At 44.2% G+C, this 26,892-nt stretch carries 16 protein-coding genes and 2 pseudogenes; 6 read left to right on the top strand and 12 right to left on the bottom strand.

Annotated elements, in window-relative coordinates:
* Positions 1-29 precede the first annotated feature (29 nt).
* The gene (locus DW793_RS02860; protein ID WP_117891225.1) at positions 30-437 is read left to right on the top strand and encodes a DUF6465 family protein; all 408 of its coding nucleotides are present in this window, start codon (positions 30-32) and stop codon (positions 435-437) included.
* A gap of 178 nt (positions 438-615) precedes the next feature.
* Here DW793_RS02860 and DW793_RS02855 read toward each other — a convergent pair whose 3' ends face one another.
* Positions 616-1,170 (bottom strand): SH3 domain-containing protein, encoded by a 555-nt coding sequence (locus DW793_RS02855; RefSeq protein ID WP_118157009.1) that lies wholly within the window; start codon positions 1,168-1,170, stop codon positions 616-618.
* Between the two features lie 344 nt (positions 1,171-1,514).
* Here DW793_RS02855 and DW793_RS02850 point away from each other — a divergent pair, with 344 nt between their 5' ends.
* Both DW793_RS02850 and DW793_RS02845 read left to right on the top strand, forming a co-directional pair.
* Positions 1,515-2,714, top strand: coding sequence for a 6-phosphofructokinase (locus DW793_RS02850; protein ID WP_118157008.1), 1,200 nt, complete (start codon positions 1,515-1,517; stop codon positions 2,712-2,714).
* Between the two features lie 363 nt (positions 2,715-3,077).
* Entirely contained in the window at positions 3,078-5,705 is a 2,628-nt protein-coding gene (locus DW793_RS02845; protein WP_022286824.1) for a valine--tRNA ligase, read from the top strand.
* Positions 5,706-5,845: 140 nt separating this feature from the next.
* Here DW793_RS02845 and ileS read toward each other — a convergent pair.
* The 5 genes and pseudogenes from ileS to DW793_RS02820 form a co-directional block, all read right to left on the bottom strand.
* Positions 5,846-8,994: pseudogene (gene ileS / locus DW793_RS02840) on the bottom strand (isoleucine--tRNA ligase).
* Between the two features lie 364 nt (positions 8,995-9,358).
* Complete coding sequence (locus DW793_RS02835) at positions 9,359-10,132, bottom strand: putative ABC transporter permease (protein ID WP_207722524.1); 774 nt, start codon at positions 10,130-10,132, stop codon at positions 9,359-9,361.
* A gap of 264 nt (positions 10,133-10,396) precedes the next feature.
* Positions 10,397-10,681, bottom strand: a complete 285-nt coding sequence (locus DW793_RS02830) for a hypothetical protein (RefSeq protein ID WP_118157007.1) — start codon at positions 10,679-10,681, stop codon at positions 10,397-10,399.
* 56 nt (positions 10,682-10,737) lie between these two features.
* The gene (locus DW793_RS02825; RefSeq protein WP_118157006.1) at positions 10,738-11,586 is read right to left on the bottom strand and encodes a hypothetical protein; all 849 of its coding nucleotides are present in this window, start codon (positions 11,584-11,586) and stop codon (positions 10,738-10,740) included.
* Positions 11,587-11,808: 222 nt separating this feature from the next.
* Positions 11,809-12,468 carry a Crp/Fnr family transcriptional regulator gene (locus DW793_RS02820; RefSeq protein WP_118157005.1) on the bottom strand — a complete coding sequence of 220 codons (660 nt, stop codon included), beginning with the start codon at positions 12,466-12,468 and terminating at the stop codon, positions 11,809-11,811.
* Positions 12,469-12,615: 147 nt separating this feature from the next.
* On the opposite strand from DW793_RS02820, the gene DW793_RS02815 reads away from it, so the two are divergent.
* Positions 12,616-13,308, top strand: a complete 693-nt coding sequence (locus DW793_RS02815; protein WP_118157004.1) for an ATP-binding protein — start codon at positions 12,616-12,618, stop codon at positions 13,306-13,308.
* 101 nt (positions 13,309-13,409) lie between these two features.
* On the opposite strand, the gene DW793_RS02810 is transcribed toward DW793_RS02815, so the two are convergent.
* Together DW793_RS02810 and DW793_RS02805 are read right to left on the bottom strand one after the other, a co-directional pair.
* Complete coding sequence (locus DW793_RS02810) at positions 13,410-14,582, bottom strand: FprA family A-type flavoprotein (protein ID WP_118157003.1); 1,173 nt, start codon at positions 14,580-14,582, stop codon at positions 13,410-13,412.
* Between the two features lie 96 nt (positions 14,583-14,678).
* Positions 14,679-15,674 (bottom strand): asparaginase, encoded by a 996-nt coding sequence (locus DW793_RS02805; RefSeq protein ID WP_118157002.1) that lies wholly within the window; start codon positions 15,672-15,674, stop codon positions 14,679-14,681.
* Positions 15,675-16,206: 532 nt separating this feature from the next.
* On the opposite strand from DW793_RS02805, the pseudogene DW793_RS02800 reads away from it, so the two are divergent.
* Positions 16,207-17,516 (top strand): annotated as a pseudogene (locus DW793_RS02800) (alpha-amylase family glycosyl hydrolase).
* Between the two features lie 343 nt (positions 17,517-17,859).
* Here the strand turns inward: DW793_RS02800 and DW793_RS02795 are convergent.
* Entirely contained in the window at positions 17,860-20,016 is a 2,157-nt protein-coding gene (locus DW793_RS02795) for an Ig-like domain-containing protein (protein WP_118157001.1), read from the bottom strand.
* A 495-nt stretch (positions 20,017-20,511) separates the two neighbouring features.
* Here DW793_RS02795 and DW793_RS02790 point away from each other — a divergent pair, with 495 nt between their 5' ends.
* Entirely contained in the window at positions 20,512-22,029 is a 1,518-nt protein-coding gene (locus DW793_RS02790) for a glycoside hydrolase family 43 protein (protein ID WP_118157000.1), read from the top strand.
* 121 nt (positions 22,030-22,150) lie between these two features.
* On the opposite strand, the gene putP is transcribed toward DW793_RS02790, so the two are convergent.
* The 3 genes from putP to DW793_RS02775 all read right to left on the bottom strand — a co-directional run bounded on the left by putP (position 22,151) and on the right by DW793_RS02775 (position 26,421).
* Positions 22,151-23,710, bottom strand: a complete 1,560-nt coding sequence (putP, locus tag DW793_RS02785; RefSeq protein ID WP_118156999.1) for a sodium/proline symporter PutP — start codon at positions 23,708-23,710, stop codon at positions 22,151-22,153.
* Between the two features lie 275 nt (positions 23,711-23,985).
* Positions 23,986-25,932 (bottom strand): threonine--tRNA ligase, encoded by a 1,947-nt coding sequence (gene thrS / locus DW793_RS02780; protein WP_117923423.1) that lies wholly within the window; start codon positions 25,930-25,932, stop codon positions 23,986-23,988.
* Between the two features lie 132 nt (positions 25,933-26,064).
* The gene (locus DW793_RS02775) at positions 26,065-26,421 is read right to left on the bottom strand and encodes a hypothetical protein (protein ID WP_051706305.1); all 357 of its coding nucleotides are present in this window, start codon (positions 26,419-26,421) and stop codon (positions 26,065-26,067) included.
* Positions 26,422-26,892: the final 471 nt, after the last annotated feature.

The following is a 26,892-nucleotide window of genomic DNA, read 5'->3' as shown; positions in this document are numbered from 1 at the left end:
AGTAACACTTTTAAAGGAGAGGTTTTACAATGGCTGAAAAGAAGATCGCCGCTGACAAGAAGGCAGAAGAAGCTGTAAAGGAAGTCAAGGCTGAGGTAAAGTCTGCTGCTGAAAAGACAGGCGCAGCAGTAAAGGAAACAGCAAAGAAAGCTGTCAAGACGGCAGAAAAGGCAGTAAAGACCGCAGCAAAGGCAACAAAGGCAAAGAAGGAAACTGTAAAGAAAGCAGTTGAGGCTGAGATAAAGGACGAGGTATTCGTTCAGTTCGCAGGCGTAGAGATAAATGTTGAAGCTGTAGTGGCTGCTGCAAAGGCTGACTACAAGGCAAAGGGTCACAGAACACCAAAGACAGTTTCAGTATACATCAAGCCTGAAGAGGGCGTTGCTTACTACACTGTAAAGGGTGTAGGCTCAGAGGATTACAAGGTAGAACTCTAATTGTAACATTTGTGTGTAGGGGCGAACAGCGTTCGCCCACTATTTAACACGTTCTATCTATATGATAAGCTACATCAAGCGGAGGAAAACACCTCCGCTTTTTTTGCGTATATAAACAGAAAGTGCAGCATATTTCCATGCTGCACTTTCTGCGTTATTTAAGAAATCGTAAAACACATTACTGTGGTGGTGTCGAGAAGAATGTCTGCCATGCGTAGCCCTTTGTGCCATTATATTCAACATAATACCAGCCGTTTTCGTTGCGGTAGTATTTGCAGGTCGCACCCGATGGGATAGTAAGAAGGTTTTCACTGCTCGATGTAGGCTGTGGGTGGAGATAAACTGCACTTATGCACTGGATATCACCAATAGCGTCACCGTTGTCATCTTTATCACCGTCATATGGATCTTCGTCAGGCTCAGTGGTCTTTTTGGACTTTTTAGATGTTTCCTGTGGCTTTTCCGAAGTTGTGGTGGTCTTTGGCGGAATGTATTCCGTAGAAGTTATCGTACCGGTCTTTTTCGGAGTGGTGTTGGTGTTCACAAAAAGAGTTTTTGCAAATATCATTATTACTATGGCTACCACAAGTACAGTCAGTAGTATCGCTATTATTCCCTTTACAGTAGGAGTGAGCCAAGTGGAGCTTTCCTGCTGCTGAGGTCTGTTCTGACCCTGCGGTCTGCGATTCTGTTCAGGACGATAGTAGCCTTTATTGTTTCTGTTGTCAGGCATTATTTATATTCTTCCTTTCGGTTCATTGACTAAAGTTCGACACATTTCGTGTCCACATCTTTAATTATACAGAATATAAGCTGTTCTGTCAATTAAAATTCGGTTACGATTTACATTTACTTTATAACAATATGGTGTAAAACGGGAGGCGTTTTTATGTAACAGATGTGAAAATTATCAAAGTGGATATAGATAACGTTTTCTTGCAGGCATGTTTTGTTACAAAGGGAAAAAATATGTTAATAAATTTTCACAACCCTTTTATTTGTATATATAATATGCTATAATAATAACAAATATGAGAATTTTAATATTCTCAGTAAGCTGTAAGGAGATTGATGATAATGAATATTGCCGTTGCACAATCAGGAGGACCTACCTGCGCTATCAACGCTTCATTGGTGGGAGTTTTCAAACAGGCTGTGAAAACTCCACAGATAGACGCCGTTTTCGGCTCGCTCAATGGTATCGAGGGTATCATAAACGACCAGCTCATAGATCTTAAGCTTGTTATAAAAACAAACGAGGACATGGAGCTTCTAAGACAGACACCGTCAACAGTTCTCGGCTCATGCCGTTATAAGCTTCCGGACGTTGAGGAGGGCGGTGAAACATATGAGCGTATCCTGAACTGCCTTGAAAAGCATAGGATAGAAGCTTTCTTTTATATCGGAGGAAACGATTCTATGGATACCGTGGCAAAGCTTTCCGATTATCTTGCGGCAAGAAATTCAAAGATAAGAGTTATAGGCATACCAAAAACTATAGATAACGACCTGCCTGTAACAGACCATACACCAGGCTTCGGCTCTGCCGCAAAGTATGTTGCCGCAACGGTTCAGGAGATAATCCGTGACAGCTCGGTTTATTCTATCGAGTCCGTCACTATCGTTGAGATAATGGGCAGACACGCTGGCTGGCTCACAGCCTCTACCTGCGTTCTCAGAGCAAATGACGAGATAGCCCCTCACCTTATCTATCTCCCTGAAAATAACTTCACCGCCGAAAAGTTCCTGGAGGACGTAAGAAATCAAATGGCAAAGCATAAAGCCGTTATCATCGCAGTTTCCGAGGGCGTAAAGCTTAAGGGCGAGGAAAATAAGCCGAGAGTTGTGGATAATTTCGGTCACGAGTATCTCTCTGGCATAGGAAAGACCCTTGAACAGCTCGTTAAAGAGAATATCGGCTGTAAAGTCCGTTCTATTGAGCTTAACGTTATGCAGAGATGTTCTTCTCATATCTGCTCAAAGACGGATATAGACGAAGCCGAGGAGATAGGCTCAGCAGGCGTAAAAGCGGCTCTTGCAGGGAAAACAGGTAAAATGATGATATTCAAGCGTATCAGCGACGTGCCTTATGTTGTGAACGTTGACAGCGTTGACGCCCATGATGCTGCAAATAAGGAAAAATTCTTCCCAGCCCAGTGGTTAAGCGAGGACGGCAATGACGTAAATCCGGAAGCCGTAAGATACTTCCTGCCACTTATCCAAGGCGAGGTAAAAATAGCAATGAAAAACGGTATGCCCGTTCATTTCAAGCTGTAAGCGTAAATTCGTTTTTATGCAAGTTGTAGGGGACGGCGCCCTCGACTTCCCGCTTGTTTAAGTCTTTTTCAGCACTCTCAGCAGAGCAGTTTCAAGCTGTTCTGCTTTTTTCGTTCCATACCGTCATCAGCCCTTGACAATTCGGTGCAAAAGTGAGATAATATTATAATAGGTGCAGTAATGCCATATCATGCGGAAAGGAAAGAATATAATGTGTGATCTCAAATTCAGCTTTCAAATGAAATTCACAGTTCCGTTTCGCAGACAGCCTAAGACACGAGTCTGACGGCAAAAAGGCAACACCTCTTGGTCTTGCCACGATACTGTGATAGAAAAAATATTTGCGAAAGGAATTGTTTTATAATGAAAAAAGAGCTTTCAAAGCTTTATGAGCCTAATAAGGTAGAAGATAAGATCTACAAATATTGGCTTGACGGTGGATTTTTCCACGCTGAGCCTGATTCCAAGAAAGAGCCATACTGTATAGTTATCCCACCACCGAACATCACAGGACAGCTCCATATGGGTCATGCCCTTGATGAAACTTTGCAGGATATACTTATCCGCTGGAAGAGAATGAGCGGATATGCCGCAGAGTGGATACCTGGTACAGACCACGCTTCTATCGCAACAGAAGCAAAGATAGTTGAAGCTATGCGTAAAGAGGGCCTTACAAAGGACGATATCGGCAGGGACGGTTTCCTTGAAAGAGCATGGGATTGGAAAAAGAAATACGGCGGCAGAATAGTTGAGCAGCTTAAAAAGCTCGGCTCTTCCTGCGATTGGGACAGAGAGCGTTTCACAATGGACGAGGGCTGTTCAAAGGCTGTAAAGGAAGTTTTCATAAACTACTATAATAAGGGACTTATCTATAGAGGCGAAAGAATAATAAACTGGTGCCCGCATTGCCGTACATCTATCTCAAACGCAGAGGTTGAGTATGAAGACCAGGCCGGTCACTTTTGGCATCTGAAATATCCTCTTACAGACGGAAGCGGATATGTAGAGCTTGCTACAACACGTCCTGAAACACTTCTCGGCGATACTGCCGTTGCAGTAAATCCAAAGGACGAAAGATATAAGGATATCGTAGGCAAGACACTCACACTGCCGCTTGTTGGCAGAGAGATACCTGTTGTTGCCGACAGCTATGTTGATATGGAGTTTGGTACAGGCGTCGTAAAGATAACTCCTGCCCATGACCCTAACGACTTTGAAGTCGGTAAAAGACATAACTTGCCTGTTATCAACGTTCTTACTGAGGACGCAAAGATAGTTGACGATTATCCTGAGTATGCAGGCATGGATAGATACGAGGCAAGAAAGAAAATAGTTGAAGACCTTGAAAAGGGCGGCTTCCTTGCTTATGTTGAAGACCATGAGCATAATGTAGGTACTTGCTACCGCTGCGGAACAACTGTCGAGCCAAGGGTATCACTTCAGTGGTTCGTTAAAATGGACGAGCTTGCAAAGCCTGCAATAAAGGCTGTTGAGGACGGCTCTATCAAGTTTGTCCCTGAAAGATTTGAGAAGAACTACCTTAACTGGATGAACGATATCAGAGATTGGTGTATCTCACGTCAGCTTTGGTGGGGTCATCAGATACCGGCATTTTATTGCGACGATTGCGGTGAAACTGTGGTAACAAAGGAAGACCATGCTTGTTGCCCTAAGTGCGGCAAGGAAATGCGTCAGGACCCTGATACTCTCGATACATGGTTCTCATCAGCACTGTGGCCATTCTCAACTCTCGGCTGGCCTGACAAGACAGAGGAGCTTGAGTATTTCTACCCAACAAACACTCTCGTAACAGGCTATGATATCATTCCTTTCTGGGTATCGAGAATGATAGTTGCAGGCATGGAGAACATGAAGCAGAAGCCTTTTGATACTGTTCTTATCCACGGCCTTGTTAGAGATTCACAGGGCAGAAAGATGTCAAAATCTCTTGGCAACGGTATCGACCCGCTTGTTATCATCGACCAGTACGGTGCAGATGCCCTGAGATTTATGCTCGCAACAGGCAACGCACCTGGAAACGATATGAGATTTATCGAGGATAAGGTAAAATCCTCAAGAAACTTTGCAAATAAGATATGGAACGCCGCAAGATTTATCATGATGAATCTTCCTGACGATTTCAAGGCTGATAAGCTCCCTGAGAACCTCAATGTTGAGGATAAGTGGGTAATATCAAAGTTCAATACTCTTGCAAAGGAAGTAAACGATAATCTTGATAAGTTCGAGCTTGGCGTAGCAGTTTCAAAGCTTTATGACTTTATCTGGGATATCTATTGCGATTGGTATATCGAGCTTACAAAGCCAAGAATAGCCGCAGGCGGTGAAACAGAGGCTACCGCACAGGCAGTTCTCGTGTGGGTAATGAAAGGAATGCTGAAAATGCTCCACCCATTCATGCCTTATATCACCGAGGAGATCTGGCAGGCTCTCGTAAATGACGGCACAGCTATCATGGTTCAGGATTACCCTGTATATGACGAAAAGCTTGAATTTGCCGATGAAGAAGCAACATTTGAGAAGATAATCGCAGGCATAAAGAGCATAAGAAACTGCCGTGGTGAAATGAACGTTCCGCCGTCTGTAAAGGCAAAGCTTTATATTGAAACTGCACAGCCAGAAGTATTCTCACAGGGCGTAATGTTCTTTGAAAGACTTGCTTCTGCATCTGAGGTCATCATTACAGATAAGTGCGAGGAAAAGGATTGCGCCGCCGCTGTTACAGACAGTGCAAGATTTTTCATTCCGCTTGCGGATATCATAGACGTTGACAAGGAGCTTGCACGTCTTGATAAGGACAGAAAGAATGCACAGAAGGATATAGACTTCCTTAGCAAGAAGCTCAGCAATCAGGGATTCCTTGCAAAAGCCCCTGAACAGCTTATCGAAGCCGAAAAGGCAAAGCTTGCAAAGGCAGAGGAGAAGATGTCAAAGATAATGGAATCTATCTCCGCTCTGGAAGCAAGAAAGTAATATAAAAAAATCAATGGCGAGGTCTTTCACCTCGCCATTTTTGTGTTTTATGTAGGGGGAGCTGTGCATGGCTTATAACCCAAAACCAAAAAAGCAGGATAGCCCGAAAGCTGTCCTGCTTGATTTTTTATATCTCAGAATTAGTTCTTCTTTACGCCGATAGAAACCTTTTCGCCGTTGATATCCCAATCCTTTTCGTTGCCGACATTTTCGCCAAGAACGATATCGTCTGCAAGAACGTCATGAGAAATAGCCTCTCTGTTCTTGTCAACAACAGCCATAACCTTTTCGCTGCCGCTTACAGAAACAGTGATGTGATCCATTACCTCAAAGCCCGAATCCTTTCTCATTGTCTGAACCTTGCTGATAACTTCTCTTACAAAGCCCTCTTCAATAAGCTCAGGAGTGAGAACAGTGCTGATAGCTACAGTAACACCGTTTTCAGAAAGGGTGTAGAAGCCCTCTTTCTGCTCAGACTCGATAAGAACATCATCCTTGTCAAGTGCTATCTCACCGCTTGAAAGCGTGAGTTTCAGGCTGCCAGTTTCGTTCAGTTCGCTCATAGCCTTGTGTCCGTCAAGCTGTGAAAGCTGTGTTCTTATCTCACCAAGCTGCTTGCCGTACTTTGGACCAAGTGTCTTGAGCTGTGGCTTGAACTTATAATCAATATATGCAGATACATCATTTGAGAACTGAACGTCCTTGAGGTTAAGCTCATCTCTGATGATGTCGATATAGTAGCTGTCAAGTGGGTGGTCTGCGGCAACGTACATCACGCTCAAAGGCTGACGGTTTTTAAGGCTTGCGCCGTTTCTTGCAGAACGTCCCAGAACAACTATCTCCAGAACTTCTTCCATGTCAGATTCAAGCTTTTCGTCTATCATGTTCTCGTCGCAAACAGGATAATCGCAAAGGTGGATACTCTCAGGAGCGTCCTTGTCAACGCTTCTAACAAGATTCTGATAGATCTCCTCAGTGATGAACGGTACCATAGGTGCTGCACACTTGCAGAGCGTAACGATAGCAGTGTAAAGAGTCATGTAAGCGTTTATCTTGTCCTGTGACATACCCTGAGCCCAGTATCTCTCTCTGCCTCTTCTTACATACCAGTTGGAAAGATCATCAACAAACTCCTGCATAGCCTTTGCAGCCTCAGGTATCCTGTAGTTGTTAAGGTTATCGTCAGCAGCCTTTATCATAGAGTTCATCTTTGAAAGCAGCCACTTGTCCATTACAGAAAGCTTGTCATATTCTATCTTGTGCTTTGTAGGGTCGAACTGGTCTATCTCAGCATAAAGCACATAGAACGCATATGTGTTCCAAAGCGTACCCATGAACTTTCTCTGACCCTCTGTTACGCCCTTGTCATGGAACTTATTAGGCAGCCATGGAGCAGAGTTTGTGTAGAAATACCACCTGATAGCGTCTGCGCCGTATTTAGCCAGTGCCTCGAATGGGTCAACAGCGTTGCCCTTTGACTTTGACATCTTCTGACCGTTCTCGTCCTGAACAAGTCCAAGCACGATAACGTTCTTGTATGGAGCCTTGTCAAATATAAGAGTCGAGATAGCAAGGAGTGAATAGAACCAACCTCTTGTCTGGTCAACAGCTTCTGAAATGAAGTCAGCAGGGAACTGTGACTCGAAAAGCTCCTTGTTCTCAAATGGATAGTGATGCTGAGCGAAAGGCATAGAACCTGAATCGAACCAGCAGTCTATTACCTCTGATACACGGTGCATCTGTTTTCCACACTCAGGGCATTTGATAGTTACAGCGTCGATGTATGGTCTGTGAAGCTCGATATCATCAGGGCAGTTGTCCGACATTGACTTAAGCTCCTCGATAGAGCCGATAGAATGTCTGTGACCGCACTCACATTCCCAAATGTTCAGCGGAGTACCCCAATATCTGTTTCTTGAAATGCCCCAATCCTGAACGTTTTTCAGCCAGTCACCGAAACGTCCCTTACCAATGCTCTCAGGGATCCAGTTGATAGTGTCATTGTTTGCGATAAGTCTGTCCTTGACATCTGTCATTTTGATGAACCAAGTATCTCTTGCATAGTAGATAAGAGGTGAGCCGCATCTCCAGCAGTGCGGATAATCATGCTCGAACTTAGGAGCGGCAAAAAGCTTGCCTGACTTGTCAAGGTCTTTGAGTACCTCAGGGTCAGCGTCCTTTACGAACATTCCGGCATATGGAGTTTCAGCAGTCATGTCGCCCTTGCCGTCAACGAACTGAACGAAAGGCAGATCATACTTCTTTCCGACTTTAGAGTCGTCCTCACCGAAAGCAGGCGCAATATGAACGATACCTGTACCGTCTGACATAGTTACATAGCTGTCACAGGTAACAAAGTGACCCTTTTTGCCCTGCTTCTTTGCGCTTTCGCCTGCGCACTCATAAAGCGGCTCGTATTCAATATATTCAAGATCCTTGCCCTTGTAAGTTTCAAGTACCTTGTATGCAGGCTTGTCCTCAGTTGCAAGCTTGCCGAGAACAGTGTCAAGAAGCGCCTCCGCAAGAATATAAGTGTAGCCGTCAGCGGCCTCTACCTTGCAGTAAGTTTCATCTGGGTTTACGCAAAGGGCAACGTTTGAAGGGAGCGTCCAAGGAGTTGTTGTCCATGCAAGGAAGTATTCGTCCTTGCCAACAAGCTGAAACGAACGATAGCAGAACGCTCTTTAACTGTCTTGTAGCCCTGAGCAACTTCGTGAGAAGAAAGCGGTGTGCCGCAGCGTGGACAGTAAGGAACTATCTTGAAGCCCTTGTAAAGCAAGCCCTTTTCGTATATCTGTTTCAAAGCCCACCATTCAGACTCGATAAAGTTGTTGTCATAGGTAACATAAGGGTGTTCCATGTCAGCCCAGAAGCCAACAGTGCCTGAGAAGTCCTCCCACATACCCTTGTATTTCCATACAGACTCTTTACACTTCTTGATGAACGGCTCAAGACCATATTCCTCGATCTGCTCCTTGCCGTCAAGACCAAGCATTTTCTCTACTTCAAGCTCAACAGGCAGACCATGTGTGTCCCAGCCGGCCTTACGAGGTACCTGATAGCCTTTCATCGCACGGTATCTTGGTATCATATCCTTGATAGCACGAGTGAGAACGTGACCGATATGCGGCTTGCCGTTAGCCGTTGGAGGTCCGTCATAGAAAACATAGGACTCGCCCTTTTTACGGCTGTCAATACTTTTTTCAAAGATATTGTTATCGTCCCAGAACTTTTCCACTTCTTTTTCTCTCTGAACGAAGTTCAGATTGGTGTCAACCTTTTTGTACACGAAGATCAATCCTTTCTGATTTTGTAATAAACGATCAGTTACGCATAAAGATAAAATGCAATAAAAAAGGCTTCCGCCCTGAAACAGGACGAAAGCCGTAAAGCCATTCGCAAACCACCTTTTCAGCATACTGACATATGCGTTCCCTTTAACGCAGGAAAAGCGGCGAAGCTTACTTATCATACTGATTTTCAGCCTGCAACTCGGAAGTGATATTCAGCCTGAAACTAATCATACCGCCCTCTCACTGTCGGCGGCTCGCTGAGATTTTCGCATAAAGCCTACTGTCTTCGTCAACGTTTTTTACATATGAAATCAGTATATCACCATGCTGATGTTTTGTCAATGGTTATTTTGTTAATTTTCATGTATCCGACTTTTTTATTTTTGATATAAAGTCATTGAGCCTGTGTCCACGTTGCTCCTCACGCTGTTTGTCACGATACTTTTTCAAATGCTCGCCAAGCCTTGCGCCTGAGCCCATGGAAAGCATAAATCTGTATTTCTCTTTTCTCTCCTCTGAACTTTCCCTGATGTGCCGTTTGAACTCTTCGTATCTGATGACCATATCGTTCTCTTCCGCAAACGTTTTTATCTTCTCTGCCAGCTTCAGGGAATAGAATAGGTCGATAGCAAAAACACCATAGAAAAATCCAATAAAGAACGAGAACGCCAAATTATTCGCAAGCCAGTTGAGTGCGTCAAGAATGTATGGGTGTATAAAGAAATAATAGACCGCGCCCAGTGCTGCCCATATGAGCGAATACAACGGACATATTATGCCTTTATAGTTGAATTTGTTTCCAGTGTAGTCCCACAGCTTGACGTGCATTTTCACAATGAATATCTCGCCTGCAATAAGCTCTATCACTGTCATTGCGATAGCCATAAGCAAAAAAAGTATAAACTTCTGCAAAGCCGTGTTGTCAGTGTGTATAAATTTTTCAAGCCCCGCCAGCAGATAAAGGGTGCAAAGCCCGAAGCCGTATAAAGGCAGATAAGGACCAATAAGAAAGCCGGGATTTATCCATTTTCTTGCTTTGTTGCTAGGCTCAAATCGTCTGAAAATAACTTCTATCCCCCAGCCTATCAGACACCCTGCAAAGAACAGGAATGCCAGAATAAGTATATTGCTCATATAAAATATCCTTTCAAGGTTTATAAAAGCATTGTACCATATTTGCCGTTATTTTTCAATACTTTCAGGCGAAAAAGTTTGACTTTAATCAAAAAACATCAGCCTGCCATCACCTGTAGGGGAGCGGCGCAATTTCTGCTTGGCAGAAATGCGACGTCCTGCTTCTTTCGTTTATCATCTGTGCTATTCTCCACTTCATTCCCCACAAATAAAAAAGGCAGGAAACCGAAGCCTCCTGCCTTATATGATTTGAATAAGACGCTATTACATATAGCTCTTGAATTCGTTGTTTTCTTTTCTAATGCCTTCGATCTCAGCGTTTACCTGACTGATCTGAATATCAACCTGCTCCTTCTCGGCGTTGAGTGCCTTAGCCTTTTCCTGAAGCTTAACGATCTCCTCATAGATATCGCTTGCCTGCTTACCGAGATCCAAAGACTTTGCCTCAGTTTCAGCAATGCTTGCCTTAAGCTCGTCGATCTTCTTGTTGTTCATCTCGATCTGCTCCTGCGCAAACATACGCATTTTTTCCATTGGACTCATACCCATATTCTCGCCCTCCTCTTTATTATTTGTATTTTCAGCTTCCGCAGCTTTCTTTTCAGCTATCTCTCTTCTATAGACGGCATAGTAGACTCAGGGGCAGGTGAAACCACCATTGTGTCATCAAGGCTTATAGGCTCGATGGACGGCATCTCGACCTCGTCCATTGTAGGAACTTCCTCAGCCGCAGCAGCTTCAGCCTTTGCATTTTCCTCTGCCTTAGCTTTTTCCTCAGCCTCTTTGAGAGCCTCAGGAGTAACAAGGTGAACGCTATTGTCCTCAGGAGGAACAGGAGCGGAAACAGGTTCAGCCTTTGCAGGTGTTTCGATACCTGTTGCATACATATTGCTCTTTCTCTTTGCAATGCCGCTTGCAAGGCTTGCCGCCAGCGGATCAGTTATGTTCTGAGCAGGTTCTTCCTTAGGCTCAGACGCAGGCTCGACCTTTGGGCCCTTGTATGTATTCATTCTTTTGAAATGCTCGTCCATGCAGCCCTGAACAGCCTTGATATCCTCGGGATCTTTATTAAAGAATCCTGCGATATCGTTTACGCTTCTGCCTTTCTGAAGCATTGAGGCGATAGCCGCAACACTGTGATCAACAAATCCGTCATCGTCCATAGCAAGATTTACAGTTACCTTTGCAGGCTCAACATTCTCCTGCTTTTTGTTCTTCTTTCCGAAAAGCTCGCTTACAGACATATTGAAAACGCTCTTCTTTCCGTTGCCGTTTTCATCGGCACTCTCTCTTACAGGCTGTTCAAAGCTTGCATAGTCAGGGAAGTGCTTTTCAAGTATTCTCGGAACATTATCCTTAGGCATCTCCATTTCTTTTGCTATCTCAGGAATAGAGTAGCCCTCCTTATACAAACGAACGATCTTGTCGCTTATGCTTTCATTCTTCTTTGCCAAAGCAATCAATCCTTTCAATCAATTTCCCGATACCGTGACCTTTTGTAAATAAATACATTCCCACAATAAACGTTTAAGTAATTATGAACTGTCACGGCGGCACTATATATATTATACAACACAAAGCAGGTTGTGTCAATATAAAATATGCAATTTTTCTTTAAAAGAGCAAAAAAAATGAATATGGTTAAATGACTTATTATTTACATATAAATTAACAAATCACGTTCCACGAGAGCAGTTTTCAGGCAGTATAAACTCCCGCCCCTTGAGATCTATCAGCCCCTCACGGTGCATTTTTCCAAGCTCTGTTGACAGCGCACTGCGGTCAACGCAGAGAAAATCTGCAAGCTGTTGACGGTCGAAATTTGTCGTGACAATGTGCGATCCGCTTTTCTTTGCAAGCGAAGAAAGATAAGCCATAACACGCTCTCTGATAGTCCTGGGGGTTATCACTTGTATCTTTTCGTTGAGCCTGAGATTTTTCATAGCCGTTATCTTTAGAAGCCTAGCCGTCAGCGTCGAACTTTCCTTTATAATAGACTCAGGGGATAAAAACAGCACTGCGCATTGCTCCTTTGCACATACGCTCACCCCAAGCGGTTCACCTGTGCAGGCATAGACCTCCCCAAAAAGCTGTCCTGCCTCTAAAGGAGCTATTATGCTCCTGTCGCCCCAAAGTTCGTCACGTTCGATAAGCGCCTTGCCCTCCAGAAGTATGCCGAAATAAGCGGTCTTGTCTCCTGCGTGAAAAATATAGCTTTCCTTGCGAAAGCTTTTTATGCCACTGCCGTCAGGTCTGAGAAACTGAGCTATCTCCTCGTCGCTCATGCCCTGGAAAAGGGGAGTGCCTTTTATTATCTTTATGTATTTATTATCCATTTTATCTTCCTCATTTTTACGAAATAATTTTATGCTTTTGTTGTAATTACAACAGACTTTGTGATAAGATTATATTATAATCATAGCATAAAGTCAAGAGCTTTATGCCGAAACGAAAGATATCAATAAAAATACGGAGGTAACCATATGATAAGACGAGTAATACAAATAGACGAGAAAAAGTGCAATGGCTGCGGAGCTTGTGCTAAAGCCTGCCACGAAGGCGCAATAGGCATGGTGGACGGCAAAGCAAAGCTTATGCGTGACGATTATTGCGATGGCCTTGGAGATTGTCTTCCAGCCTGCCCAACGAACGCCATATCCTTTGTTGAGCGAGAAGCTGCCGCCTATGACGAAAAGGCAGTGGAAGAAAACAAAAAACGCCTTGGCAAGCCTGTTTTTCATGGCTGTCCAGGCTCAATGATGAAAACCTTTGCCAAAAAGCCGGCCCCGGTAGATACCCCGTCAGCAAAAACTCCGTCACAGCTTATGCAGTGGCCTGTGCAAATAAAGCTTGTACCTGTGAACGCACCATACTTTGACGGTGTAGACCTGCTTGTCGCTGCGGATTGCACAGCCTATGCCTGCGGAAGCTTTCATTCCGATTTCATGACAGGCAAAATAACTGTCATAGGCTGTCCGAAGCTTGACGCCACAGACTATTCCGAAAAGCTTGGCGAGATAGTGAAAAGAAACAATATCCGCAGCATAACAGTAGCCCGAATGGAAGTTCCATGCTGTGGCGGAATAGAACACGCAGTAAGAAAAGCAGTCACCGACAGCGGCAAAAATATCCCCGTGGCAGTAAGAATAATCACCACAGACGGCAATGTGATATAACACAAAAGGCAGGACAAAACGTCCTGCCTTTTTCATATCTGTAGGGGCGACTTCTGGCCGCCCGCATTTTTTTGTGTCTGATTTATCTGACTGAGCGAAATTTATTCACCCTTAGCCATGACCCCAGCCAGCTCGCCCAAAGCCTTTTCTGAAACCTCATTAAGCGTAGAGCGTATAGTCACAACAGGCTCGGCAATGGTAACATTCTTGAAGTTTTCCACATATCCCTTCATAACTCTTGCCGCAGTAGGCGCCCATGAGCCGTTCTCTACAAGACCTATCTTTCTGTTCTGATAGTTCTTTGATTTAAGGTGCATAAGGAAATCCTCCATAACAGGGAATACACCGCCGTCATAACTGCTTGCCATAAGTACGATCCTGTCATATCTGAAAGCGTCCTCGATATTTTCTGCCATGTCGCTTCTTGAAAGATCGCTGATAACTACCTTCTCAGCACCTTTTTCTTTCAGCATCTCACCAAGCTTTTCAGCTGCCTTTGCGGTGTTTCCGTGTATTGAAGCATATGCAACGAATACGCCCTTGCTCTCAGGCTGATAGCTTGACCATGTATTGTAAAGTCCAAGATAGTAACCAAGATCTTCTTTGAGTATAGGACCATGTAAAGGGAGTATCATCTTTATGTCCAGTGCCGATGCTTTTTTAAGAAGCGCCTGCACCTGTGCACCATATTTGCCCACAATGTTGAAATAGTATCTTCTAGCCTCGCAAGCCCAGTCCTCATCAACATCAAGTGCGCCGAACTTTCCAAATCCGTCAGCAGAGAACAACAGCTTTTCGCTCTGCTCGTATGTCACCATTACCTCAGGCCAGTGTACCATAGGCGCCATTACGAACTGAAGTGTGTGGTTTCCAAGTGAAAGCGTGTCCCCCTCTTTTACCACAACAGACCTATCGTCAAGTCCGTCAATGGTGAAAAACTGCTTCATCATAGGGAAAGTCTTTGCATTTCCCACTATCTTCATTTCAGGATATTTCTCCGCAAGCTTTTTGATGTTTCCTGCATGGTCAGGCTCCATGTGCTGAACAACAAGATAATCAGGCTTTCTGCCGCCCAAAGCCTTTTCAAGATTGTCAAACCAAACGTCCGTTACCCTAGGGTCAGCAGTGTCCATTATCGCTATCTTCTCGTCAATGATAACATAAGAGTTGTACGAAACGCCGTTTGGCACAACATATTGGCTCTCAAAAAGGTCAATGTCATGATCGTCTGCACCAATATAAATAACTGAGTCTGAAATTTTTGTGTCTGCCATTTTTATTACCTCCGTTGTACTTTTTCTAAATATACTATTTTAATATACTTTGATTTTATCACAAGCTCAGCATTTTGTCAATAACTGAAACAATGTTTATGAGAATTTTACCTCCTCAAAGAAAAGGTCTTTCCCCATGACCTCTTTCACAGGCATTTCCTCCTGATTGTAAGCAAGCAGAAGTTTCATATAAGCCGCCACAGCTGAGATGGTGTATATTGGTATGCTGCCTGCCTTTATTATCTCCGCCACAGTGGAGTATATAGGCACTTTTCTTTTCAAACCGCAAATATACACCATAATGTTCTTTGTTATGCACCGCTTGATAAATTCCGTCAGTGCATAGCTTTTCCCTTCTGAAACGTCAGTGCAAGCCGTCGCACTGTGATAAGGTGAGTAAAGCACCGCCGCCGTGTCCTCGTTTGGCACAAAGCACCCGAAGTCCATTGCAGGATAACCCTCTATAAAAAGAACACGCTTCCCAAATTTGACATCATTATGGAAGATCCGTTCCCTAGGGCGTGACAGCATATTCTCGCTCACTCCGCTGAAAACCGAAAAATCATTGAAGCCGTCATAACCATATACCCCAAACCTGTCCCGACAGGTGTCTGCAGGTATCACCCTAGTAGGAAGCATGACCCTCTCGTACAGCGTGAAAACGCCCTTGTATTTTCCCTCTTTTATAAGACCTACCGCCGAGGTGAAGTTGAAAAGCCCGTTCGAACCTTTCTCGCCAATGGGCTTGTTGCTTGCGATAATAAAAAGGGGTATATCAAAATGCCTGAAATACATTCCAAGAAGTGCAGAAGTGTAAGCCAGCGTGTCGCTTCCGTGGGTGAGGATAACTCCCAAGTATAAAGCCGTGTCAATGCTGTTTATCTCGTGTATCATTTTCTCCCACCCCGAAAACCCCATGTTTTCGCTGAGTATATTAAGTACCTGTCGACATTCAAATTCCACATCATCGCCGTATGCACTCTTGTAAGCCTCCACAACAGCGTATTTTCCCTCACGCTCAACATCTATTATGCCGTCAGTAGTAATGCTCCCGATAGTTCCGCCTGTGAAAAGCACAAGTATCTTCTTCATATTTTTATCCCTGCCTTTACCAAAAATCAACCCTTGACATTTGTTATAAATATAATATCATTTCACGATTGATTTGTCAATAGTTGTACAAAATGCACAAAAGTGTGGATTATATTAATGAAAAATGAGCATTGAGAAATATGCCAAAGTTTGATATAATAATAAGGCAACACCGCACAAGGCACGCCTGTCGGCTTTGCACGCAATCTGCTTGCAGATTTTCCGTCATATCGCACTAAAGCTCCTTGAAATACGTTAGTATTCCTGCGTCGCTTTAGCACAATCTGACGAAAAACATGACGGCGCATCTTATGCACAATCCTTGTGCGGCGTTGCCTTTTGTTGTATTTTGTACAGTTTAACTATAGTTTTGCAGATATCTCATAAAATATAAATAAGCTGAGAAATTTAAGGACTAGAAACGTCATGCCACCCCTGTAGGGGCGAACAGCTTTCGCCCGCTTTTTCTCAGTAAATCATATTTCATCTGCGAACAACATTTTCTATTAGCATCAGAAAGGAAGATAATATTATGTGGGCATACGAAAGTGTATTTTATCAGATCTATCCTCTTGGATTCTGCGGTGCGCCATTTGAGAATGACGGCAAAGAGGAAAGCAGGATATTAAAGGTAATAGATTGGATACCTCATATCAAAAAGCTTGGTGCCAACGCTATCTATTTTTCACCAGTGTTCGATTCCGGCACTCACGGCTATAATACCAGAGATTACCGCAAGATAGATTGCCGCCTTGGCACAAATGAGGACTTTGCAAAGGTCTGCAAAGAGCTTCACGAAAACGGCATAAAGGTAGTTTTGGACGGCGTTTTCAACCACGTCGGCAGAGGCTTCTGGGCTTTTCAGGACGTTCTGAAAAACCGTGAGAACTCACCATATAAAGATTGGTTCCATATCAATTTCGGCGGCAACAGCAACTATAATGACGGACTTTGGTATGAGGCTGGGAGGGCCATTTTGACCTTGTTAAGCTAAACCTTAACAATCCGCAGGTAGTGGATCATATCTTGGAATGCATAACAAATTGGGTCAAGGAGTTTGATATAGACGGACTCCGCCTTGACGTTGCGTATTGCCTTGATAAGAACTTCTTGAAGCGCCTCAGACAGCATTGCGATTGGCTCAAGCAGGATTTCGTTCTTATCGGCGAGCTTCTACATGGTGATTACGCTCAGTGGGTAAATCCTGAAATGCTCCATTCCTGCACGAACTACGAGTGCTATAAGGGACTTTATTCAAGCTTCAACTGCATGAATATGTTCGAGATATGCCACTCTCTAAAAAATCAGTTCGGACCTGAGAACTGGTGCAGATACAGAGGAATGCACCTGCTGTGCTTTGTTGATAACCATGACGTATCAAGAATAGCAAGCCAGCTCACAAACGAGAAACACCTGCCGCTTATCTACGGAATGCTCTTTGGTATGCCTGGTATCCCATGCGTTTATTACGGCTCAGAGTGGGGAACAAAGGCAAACAAGAGCGAGGGTGATCCTGCTCTCCGTGTAAGCTTTGAAAAGCCTGAGTGGAACGACCTCACAGAGCTTATCTCAAAAATGGCAGAGGCACACAAAAACAGCAAGGCTCTCTGCTATGGCTCTATCAAAATACCTGTTCTTACTAATAAGCAGTGTATAATCGAGCGTGAGTTCGAGGGTGAGCGTGTCCTTGTTGCAATAAACGCCGACGATCAGCCTTTCACAGCTCACTTTGACGCAGGCTGCGGTCAGGCAGAGGAGCTTCTAACAGGCACAATCCATGATTTTGGTGGCGGCAGCGAGCTTAAGCCATACTCTGTAGAGTTCTGGAAAATGGAAAGATAGACCCATATGAATATAGAAAAAGGACAGCATTTTTTTCCAAAGTGCTGTCCTTTTTTGTGTAGCAATAAAAAATGTAGGGGCGAACATCGTTCGCTCGTTTGGTTTACCTCAATTGTGTAGCGTACCAGTCATGTATCTTAGTGGCGACCGATATATGGCGAAATTACACAAGTTTTTTGCAATCTTACAAATGGTAACGTTCCGAAATCGGGTCGTCGTATTTCTGCAAAGCAGAAATTGCGCCGCTCCCCTACAATGCTTGAACTATCGTAGGGGCGACCTTTGGTCGCCCGCATATCACCTATCGCTTGCTTATTTTATATCATATGTTTCTGTATCCAGCCTACCTGACAATAACCATAACAGCCTGCGAAAAAGCCCCGTAAGAAGTCTTTCCGTTTACAGTTTTGTAAGCCCTTATCTTTACCATTCTAAGTGAGTAAGGCTCAAATCCTGATACGATAGCACTCTTTTGAGAGCCACCCACCTTTGCCGACTTCACATAATCACTGCCATTTGAAGAGGAGTATATCTCATATCCGCTTGCACCCCCAACAGCTTTCCATGATACCTCAATGCTGCCGCTGCCTGCTGATTTAGCCGTGCATGAAGCCTTTGCAGGCTTGGTGACAGCCTCTACAGCCTTTGAGTAGCTAGCCGAAATGTATTCTTTTCCGCCAGATTTTTTCACAGCCTTTACCTTGTAGCTGTACCCCTTTGCACGAGCAAGTCCGCTGTCAGTGAAGCTCACAGCCTTTACAGTTTTTATTCTCTGCCATTTCTTACTTGTGTTGTCATATCTGTATATAGCGTAGCTGTCAGCACCCGTTATCTTTTTCCAAGAAAGCTTAACGCTCTTTTCACCGGTGGAAGAAACTTTCAGCTTCGTCACTGTGGCAGGACGAATGTTGAAGTTCACAGTTTTTGTGCCTTTGTATAAGCCTTTGCCTGTTATTTTCACGCTCGCCTGACCTATGGCTGTGTTCTTTGAGTAGCTCACAGTGTAGTCAGTGTTCTTTACAAGCTTTTTGCCACCATATGTCACTGCAGGCGCAGGAGAAACCGCCTTCCCTGTGTAGCTTTGCGTCTTTATAGCCGAAATACTGCTGTCACTGATTTTACCCTTTACAGTGACGGTACATTTAACATTTTTTCCTCCTGTTGTGTATGCCGTGATAGTTGCTCTGCCTACTCCTTTTGCAGTGACCTTTCCGTCTGACACAGAAGCTATTTTGCTGTCAGAGGACTTCCAGGAAACAAAGTCTGTCAGACCGCTTCCGCCACCCATTTTTGCAGAAATAACACTGCTTTTGCCCTTGTCAAGAGTCAGTGAAGCCTTATCCAATGTTACCGAAGCCGCAGGCTTTATGCTAGCCTTTATAGTTTTTGCTGAGCTGTTTCCGTATTTGTCATAAGCCGTTATCTTAACGGTAAATTCACCGCTTTTTACTGAATAGTCCTCAGCAGAAACATAAGCCGAAGCCTTGCCGCCCGAAAGCTTTCCGCTTGCGTATTTCTTTGCACTTTCACCATTTTTTGTAGGGTAAGCAGGGAAGACCACCTTTGAAACTCCGCTCTTGTCGCTCACATTGCAAGAAACATCAAAGCCCTTTGCTGTGATGTTCTCCACCTTTGCCCCCGATATGGTCGGCGCAGTTGTGTCAACATAAGTCTTTATGACCTGCTCAGAGCTGTTCCCAGCCTCGTCAGTAGCCGTTATGGTTGTAATATAATATCCGTCCTTGCCCCCAAGGTCAGTTACCTTTACTGAGTGTGAAAGTGAGTTCACTGCCGATGTGTAAACACGGCTTATAGTCTTTGCCTTGTTGCCCTCAAAATAAGTGGATACCTTCACCGAAGCCACAGCCCTGTTGTCAGAAATATCCGCTTTAACAGTGTAGCCTTTTCCCGTGATGTTCTCACAGCCTGCGTTTGCGATAACAGGTCTTGTTGTGTCGATGTCAAGGCTTTGCGCAACGCCGTTTATGTAAAGTCTGTAGAAATAGTGGTTGTTAGTAAGCACCTTTCTGTTTTTCACAGTGTAAACAGTGTCGTTCCAAGTCCATTTGTAGTTCTGCTCGATAAGAGTAGCCGTCGTACCCTGACAGTCCTTTACAATGGCAACATGAGAGTAATCCTTGTCCTGCATTATGTCCCCGGCCTGCGGAGTTTTCACTTCACGAAGCTCCGCCCTTTTGCCGTAGCAGTACACGCTAGGCTTGTCGTCCACCATATTTATGTTGTATACTGTAACACCGAACTTTTCTTCATAAAAACGTGAAACATATCCTGCACAGCAATAATAACCGGTGTCGGAATAGCCGAGAACGTATTTAGCGTCAACGCCCTCAAAAGAGTCTATGACCTGATAATCATAGTCCACAGTGACGGTCTGTTCGCTGTAGCTCACCGCATTTGTCACCTGACAAAGCAAGATCATCATAACAGCACAAAATACTGCGCCCATAGCCGAAAAAATTTTTTTCAGCCCCTTTTCCATTCCAAACGCCCCCTAACTGACAGAATTATCTTATACGTTTTCGTATATCAACTTCATGATATCATAAAGGTTACAATTTGGCAACAGATTTTATCGCTTTTTGCCGAAATGACTAAAATATTTGTTTGTTTTCACAGGGAACACAAGTTCTATATTCAGATATATCTTCGAAATATAGACTGTTATATGCCATACGAACAAATGTCGGAGCAAAAATTACAATTTGTAACTTTTATACTTAACACGCTATCAAAAACGTTTAACTTAACATATATCCCCGCAAAAAACTGTAGGGGCGAACATCGTTCGCCCGTCAAAGCTACTATCCCACTTAGATATCCGTATCAATTGATCGCTTTACTCCAACGCAAAGATCGTAAACTGAAATTTGTTTTTTATTTGCACAAAAATTCACCGATCCTGCACGAGAAGATATTGAAAAGCCATCTGAAATAGATTATAATGTCTGTAAAATAAAAAAACGGAGGTCACAATATGAAGTACATAAATCCGGTCATATCAGGTTTTTATCCTGACCCTAGCATCTGTAAGGCTGAGGGCAAATATTATCTTGTTTGCAGCTCTTTTCAGTTTTTTCCGGGCGTTCCTCTATATGAAAGCGACGACCTTGTGAACTGGAAGCAGATAGGTCATGTTCTCACAAGAAAAAGTCAGCTCCCATTGGAGGGCGCAGGCTCTTGGGGCGGCATCTATGCCCCAACTATCAGATACAATAACGGCAGATTTTACATGGTAACGACTAACGTCACAAATGGTGGAAACTTCTATGTCTATACTGACGATATCCACGGTGAATGGTCTGAGCCTGTTTATGTTCAGCAGGGCGGTATCGACCCGTCACTGTATTTTGAGAACGGCAAAGCCTACTTTATGTCCAATGGTGAAGACGATGAGGGCAACCATGGCGTTACACAGTGCGAAATAGATATCGAAACAGGCAAAAAGCTCACGCCAAGCAAGACCATATGGACAGGTGCAGGCGGACGTTTCCTTGAAAGCCCGCACCTCTACAAAATAAAGGGCGAATACTATCTTATGGCGGCTGAGGGCGGTACGGAATACGGTCATATGATAGTCTACGCCAAGGGCAAGACCCCTTACGGTCCTTTTGAGAATTATCCTCACAACCCAGTCCTCACAAACAGAAATCTCGGTGGATACGAGATACAAGGGTGCGGTCACGGTGATCTTGTGGAGGACGAAAACGGCAACTTCTGGTGCGTCCACCTTGCGTTCAGAATGATAAATATGTGGGTGATGCACCACATTACAGGCAGAGAAGTCTATCTCGTACCGGTGACGTTCGACAAGAACGGCTGGTTCACAATGGGTGATAACGGCACAACTCGAAAGGAAGTCGAAACTGACAAACTCAGGGATATCAGGCAGGGGTTTTGGAAGGAATACACTTTTGAGAATACCAAAGTCGGACGTGAGTGGTGCTTTATGCAGAATCCCGATATGACCCTCTATAAACTCGATAAAAACCGCTTTGAACTTACCCCTAACGAGCATACTATCTTTGAGGCAGACGGCTCGCCTGCTTTTGTCTGCATAAGACAGAAAGAAATGAATTTATCAGTGGAGTGCAAAGTCGAGATAACCGAGGGCGAAGCAGGATTGGTGTTCTACATGACCCCCGATCAGCATTATGAAATAGCATTAAGACGCACGGATAAAGGTGTCGAGCTGTTCCGCAGACTTTGCATAGGCGATATTCGCCATGAGGATCATGTCATAGCATTGCCGCAGGGAGAAAGCTCGGCTATGCTTTGCTGTAATGCCTCCAACTTTACATACAATTTCTCGGCGAAAACGCATTCGGGAGATATAGACTTGGGCGGAGCACAAACGAAGTTTTTGTCTACTGAGCTTGCAGGTAATTTCACGGGCGTGGTTATAGGATTGTATGCACAGAAGAGCGAGGATAAAGGCGGAAAAGCTACGTTCACAAAATTCAAGTGCAAAAATCTAGAAGAATATAACGGCTAAGAAAATAGCAAATCATAAGAATCCACTTAGCAACCCGTATTCTAGCACAACCCAACACAATAAAAAAACACGGCGATAAACTCACCGTGTTTTTGATTATCCACATTTACGTCACCTGAACCTAAGCCCTCTCCGCATTGTCATCACAGCCGCAATTTATACCATTTTTAACATCATCAAATGCCTTCAGCATTTCCTCGGACGGCTTCTTTGTGCAAAGGCTCACTATAATGATAAGTATAAGACTTACTGCAAAACCTACTACCAATGAGTAAAGCCCCGTCTTATCACCTAAAGTCTGTCCACCTGCAAGAGGTATGTAATCCCATATTATTACCGATAACGCACCGCTGGCAACGCCTGCCGCCGCACCTGCAAGGTTTGTTCTCCTCCAATAAAGGGACATAAGTATTATCGGACCAAACGAAGCTCCAAGACCTGCCCATGCGTTTGAAACAAGACCCATTATACTGCTGTTAGGGTCAAGTGCTATTATGTATGCCACTACCGCTACAGCAAGAACTGTTATCCTGCTCACAAGCAGTACCTTCTTGCTCTCCGCCTTAGGTGCAATACATGAGTGGTAAATATCCTCTGATACCGATGAGGCAGTTACAAGCAGCTGAGAATCAGCTGTTGACATTATGGCGGCCAGTATTCCGCAAAGGAAGATTCCGCCTATGAAAGGTATGCCTATATCGGAGTTGAATACCTTCTGTATCATCTCGATGAAAACATTCTCTGACTTGTTGTTTGCAAGTGCAGGCACAAGATAAGCCCTGCCCACGATAGCTATAAAGCAAGCGAAGCAAAGTGATATAGCACACCATACACAGCCTATAACTCTTGACTTTTTTACCTCTTTTTCAGAGCTTATAGCCATAAATCTTACCAGAATGTGCGGCATACCGAAATAACCAAGCGCCCAGCCGAGCTGAGAGATTATGTCGATGGCTGAAAGGGTCTGACCCTTTTCATCATTGAATATGTTAAGATAGTGATGTGCCTCAACACCGCTTGCAGTGATGTTGTCCATAACGTTTCCTGCTCCAACAAGGAAAAACGCAATGATAGGTATAGTCACAACTCCTGCCAGCATGAGCAGACCCTGAACAAAGTCAGTTACACATACTGCCATAAATCCACCCATGAAAGTGTATCCCAAAATTACTACCGCACCGATAGTAAGGCATATCTTGTAGTCGATACCGAATATAGAGTTGAAAAGCTTTCCGCCTGCCGAAAGAGCAGACGCTGTGTAAACAAGGAAGAATATGACGATTGCCACCGACGATACCAAAAGCATTATCTTGTGCTTGTCCTCAAATCTGTTTTCAAGATACTTAGGAAGCGTCATGGAGTTGTTCGCCCTGATAGTGTATCTTCTCAGTCTGCCCGAAACTATCGCCCAGTTAAGTATAGTGCCGATAAGCAGACCCACAGCTATCCATATCTGACCTGTTCCGAATGCGTAAACAGCGCCAGGCAGCCCCATGAGCATCCAGCCCGACATATCAGAAGCCTGAGCAGAAAGTGCCGCTACCCAGCCGTTAAGTCCTCTGCCACCAAGGAAAAAGTCCTCGGAGCTTTTTGTTTTCTTCATATATGCAGCACCTATGAGAAGCATTCCTGCCAAATAGAATGCAAATGCCACAAGCGTCCAGATCATATCTGATTTCATCTATTACCTCTTTCCCGAAGCGGATTTTATCCTGTCCGCCCCATATTTTATAAACGGCAATGCCGCACAAGAGAAACTCCCCCTGTGCGGTATCGCATAAAACGTCTGTATAAAACACATTGACAGCAAAAACCAACGGGCGAACGAAAATTGTTGTTTGGCAAGGCTCACAACAGTTTTCGCCCATACCTTAATTTGTAGGGGACGGCGCCCTCGACGTCCCGTCTGTTGCCGCAAACGTCGTTTTTACGCACCTTTCGATGTTTTGCTACCAATTACTTAGCCTTAGTCTTTATCTCCTCATCAAGCTTAGCGATAAGCTCGTCAACAGGCATTGCAGGAAGCTCGCCCTCTTTTCTTGAACGAACAGTAACCGTGTTGCTGTTTACCTCGTTGTCGCCAATGATGAGCATATAAGGTATCCTCTCAAGTCTTGCAGCCTTGATCTTAGTACCAATGTTCTCATCTCTGTTGTCAACAGTAACTCTCATGCCCATAGCCGTCATTCTGTCGGCTATCTTCTGAGCGTATTCAGCATGGCTCTCCTTGATAGGAAGCAGTCTTACCTGCTCAGGAGCGAGCCACAGAGGAAGAACGCCGTTGAAATGCTCAAGCATATAAGCAAGTGTTCTTTCAAAGCAGCCAAGTGAAGTTCTGTGAATGATGTAAGGAAGCTTCTTCTGACCGTCCTTGTCAACATAGTACATACCAAATCTTTCAGCCAAAAGCATATCTATCTGGATAGTAACAAGCGTGTCTTCCTTGCCGTAAACGTTCTTGTACTGAATGTCGAGCTTTGGACCATAGAACGCAGCCTCGTCGATACCGATATCGTAATCAACGCCAAGGTCGTCAAGAATAGTCTTCATTGCAGCCTGTGCGTGCTCCCACTGCTCAGCCGTACCCTCGTACTTGTTCTTAGGGTTAGCAGGATCCCACTGTGAGAATCTGAATGTGCAGTCATCAAGCAGACCAACAGTGTCAAGGAAATACTTGGCAAGCTCCAAACAGCCCTTGAACTCCTCTTCAAGCTGGTCAGGTCTGAGAATATAGTGACCCTCAGAGATAGTGAACTGTCTTACTCTGATAAGACCGTGCATCTCGCCGCTGTCCTCATTTCTGAACAGCGTAGAAGTCTCTGTCAATCTCATTGGAAGCTCTCTGTATGAACGCTGTCTGTTAAGAAATACCTGATACTGGAATGGACAAGTCATAGGACGAAGTGCGAAGCACTCTTTTTCCTCATCATAAGGGTCGCCAAGAATGAACATTCCGTCAAGATAGTGATCCCAGTGGCCTGATATCTTATAAAGATCTCTCTTTGCGAAAAGCGGAGTCTTTGTAAGCAGACAGCCCTTTGCCTGCTCGACATCTTCTACCCAACGCTGAAGAAGCTGGATAACTCTTGCGCCCTTTGGAAGCATAACAGGAAGTCCCTGACCGATACAATCAACAGTTGTGAAATATTCAAGCTCTCTGCCTATCTTGTTGTGGTCACGAAGCTTAGCTTCCTCCTGCTGTTTAAGGAACTCATCGAGCATTGAAGCCTTAGGGAATGCAGTTCCGTAAATTCTTGAAAGCTGCTTGCCGTCCTCTGCCTTGCCCCAGTATGCACCTGTGCATGAAAGAAGCTTAACAGCCTTGATAGGTGCAACGCTCATTATGTGCGGACCTGCGCAAAGGTCAACGAAATCACCCTGCTTGTAGAATGAAAGCTTTTCGCCCTTATCGTCATGCTTGTGGATAAGCTCTACCTTGTAATCTTCGTGTCTTTCCTCCATGAGCTTTATAGCCTCGTCAGCAGAAAGCTCAAAACGCTCCAAAGCATAGCCCTCTTTTGCAAGCTTCTTCATTTCAGCCTGTATCTTTTCAAGGTCAGCAGGCGTAAAAGGCTTTTCCACCTCAAAATCATAGTAGAAGCCTGTGTCTGTAGCAGGACCTCTTGCAAGCTTTGCCTCAGGATAAAGATTTTTTACAGCCTGCGCCATAAGGTGAGAAGCTGTGTGCCAGAAAGTTTCCTTACCAGCCTTTGAGTCAAAAGTCATGACCTCAAAATGGCAGTCATGGTCAACGACAGTTCTCATGTCGAAAACTTCACCGTCCAGCTTTACGCAGCAGGCAGCCTTGTAAAGTCCCATGCCGATATCCTTGATTATCTCGCTTGCAGGCATTGCCTTTTCGATCTCACGGACAGAGCCGTCTTTTAATTTCAGCTTGATCATTTTTGATTCCTCCGATTTATATAATATTGTAATTCTTTATTATAACGTGCATAAACACGTTGTTTCTTTTTGTGATGCGTCACATATCACACGTTTTTTTGTGGGCGACCTCAGGTCACCCCTACAGGCATATTATTTGAAGTTCAGCAGTTCAGTATACTGCGAAACATACACATATATCCAGAAGCAAAGAAGCACTACGCTCAGCACCGTTGAAATGTCGCTCAAAACGTGCCTTGCCCTTTTTTTGATAGCCCATTGCCTGGAGCCGTCTTTTTTCACCCTGCAAACAAGCTGAGAGAAAAATGTGTTGAACCAGTATGATACTATCCATATGGGCAGAAAGGTGAGAAACCCTTGCTTGTCGGATATAGTCCCGTTCCATGATAACCAGCAAACATATCCTGCTGCACCATAAGCGCAAAACCCAATGGTATAGCAAATGATCGCAAGGATACGCCTTGTTTTCATGGCTTTCCTGTCTTTCATAGTATCATCACCCTCTTACATGACAAAAAGTCCCATAGGATACAAATATCCTATGGGACGATGATATCGTGGTTCCACCCAACTTCATGCGCAGTTTCCTGCACAACTCATTAGCTGCTCCTTTAACGCTGAGCCTGCGGCGTGTATTAAACGCACTCAGGGGCGGTATCCTCACTCTGCATAGTCCTGCACCGCTCACAGCTCGTATAAAAACGTGCGGCGCTCTCTGAAAAGACCTTTCGCCGAGGGGCTTCCCCGTCAAAGCTTTCAAGTATAACTGCAAAAGACTTTATCTTTTGCTTCGACTAACATTTTAACACCTCTTCACCCGCTTGTCAAGGGGTTTGTTAGAAAATATATAATTTTGTGGATTTAACTAAAAAAATTCTTGACAACAGAGAAGTTTTATTATACAATAATATTATGCATTATAATTTTATATAACTGAAAGATGAAGTATATTTTTGTATT

The sequence above is a fragment of the Ruminococcus sp. AM31-15AC genome (genome assembly GCF_003462045.1).
Classification (GTDB): Bacteria; Bacillota; Clostridia; order Oscillospirales; family Ruminococcaceae; genus Hominimerdicola; species Hominimerdicola aceti.
This window is presented reverse-complemented; position numbering and strand designations above follow the sequence as displayed.

What these genes read in the sequence shown, in the direction of transcription:
- DW793_RS02835 (WP_207722524.1), bottom strand. Translation starts at nt 10,132, where the DNA reads ATGAGCAATATACTTATTCTGGCATTCCTGTTCTTTGCAGGGTGTCTG.
- DW793_RS02855 (WP_118157009.1), bottom strand. Translation starts at nt 1,170, where the DNA reads ATGCCTGACAACAGAAACAATAAAGGCTACTATCGTCCTGAACAGAAT.
- DW793_RS02795 (WP_118157001.1), bottom strand. Translation starts at nt 20,016, where the DNA reads ATGGAAAAGGGGCTGAAAAAAATTTTTTCGGCTATGGGCGCAGTATTT.
- DW793_RS02845 (WP_022286824.1), top strand. Translation starts at nt 3,078, where the DNA reads ATGAAAAAAGAGCTTTCAAAGCTTTATGAGCCTAATAAGGTAGAAGAT.
- DW793_RS02860 (WP_117891225.1), top strand. Translation starts at nt 30, where the DNA reads ATGGCTGAAAAGAAGATCGCCGCTGACAAGAAGGCAGAAGAAGCTGTA.
- DW793_RS02830 (WP_118157007.1), bottom strand. Translation starts at nt 10,681, where the DNA reads ATGGGTATGAGTCCAATGGAAAAAATGCGTATGTTTGCGCAGGAGCAG.
- DW793_RS02850 (WP_118157008.1), top strand. Translation starts at nt 1,515, where the DNA reads ATGAATATTGCCGTTGCACAATCAGGAGGACCTACCTGCGCTATCAAC.
- thrS (WP_117923423.1), bottom strand. Translation starts at nt 25,932, where the DNA reads ATGATCAAGCTGAAATTAAAAGACGGCTCTGTCCGTGAGATCGAAAAG.
- DW793_RS02775 (WP_051706305.1), bottom strand. Translation starts at nt 26,421, where the DNA reads ATGAAAGACAGGAAAGCCATGAAAACAAGGCGTATCCTTGCGATCATT.
- DW793_RS02815 (WP_118157004.1), top strand. Translation starts at nt 12,616, where the DNA reads ATGATAAGACGAGTAATACAAATAGACGAGAAAAAGTGCAATGGCTGC.
- DW793_RS02820 (WP_118157005.1), bottom strand. Translation starts at nt 12,468, where the DNA reads ATGGATAATAAATACATAAAGATAATAAAAGGCACTCCCCTTTTCCAG.
- putP (WP_118156999.1), bottom strand. Translation starts at nt 23,710, where the DNA reads ATGAAATCAGATATGATCTGGACGCTTGTGGCATTTGCATTCTATTTG.
- DW793_RS02805 (WP_118157002.1), bottom strand. Translation starts at nt 15,674, where the DNA reads ATGAAGAAGATACTTGTGCTTTTCACAGGCGGAACTATCGGGAGCATT.
- DW793_RS02790 (WP_118157000.1), top strand. Translation starts at nt 20,512, where the DNA reads ATGAAGTACATAAATCCGGTCATATCAGGTTTTTATCCTGACCCTAGC.
- DW793_RS02810 (WP_118157003.1), bottom strand. Translation starts at nt 14,582, where the DNA reads ATGGCAGACACAAAAATTTCAGACTCAGTTATTTATATTGGTGCAGAC.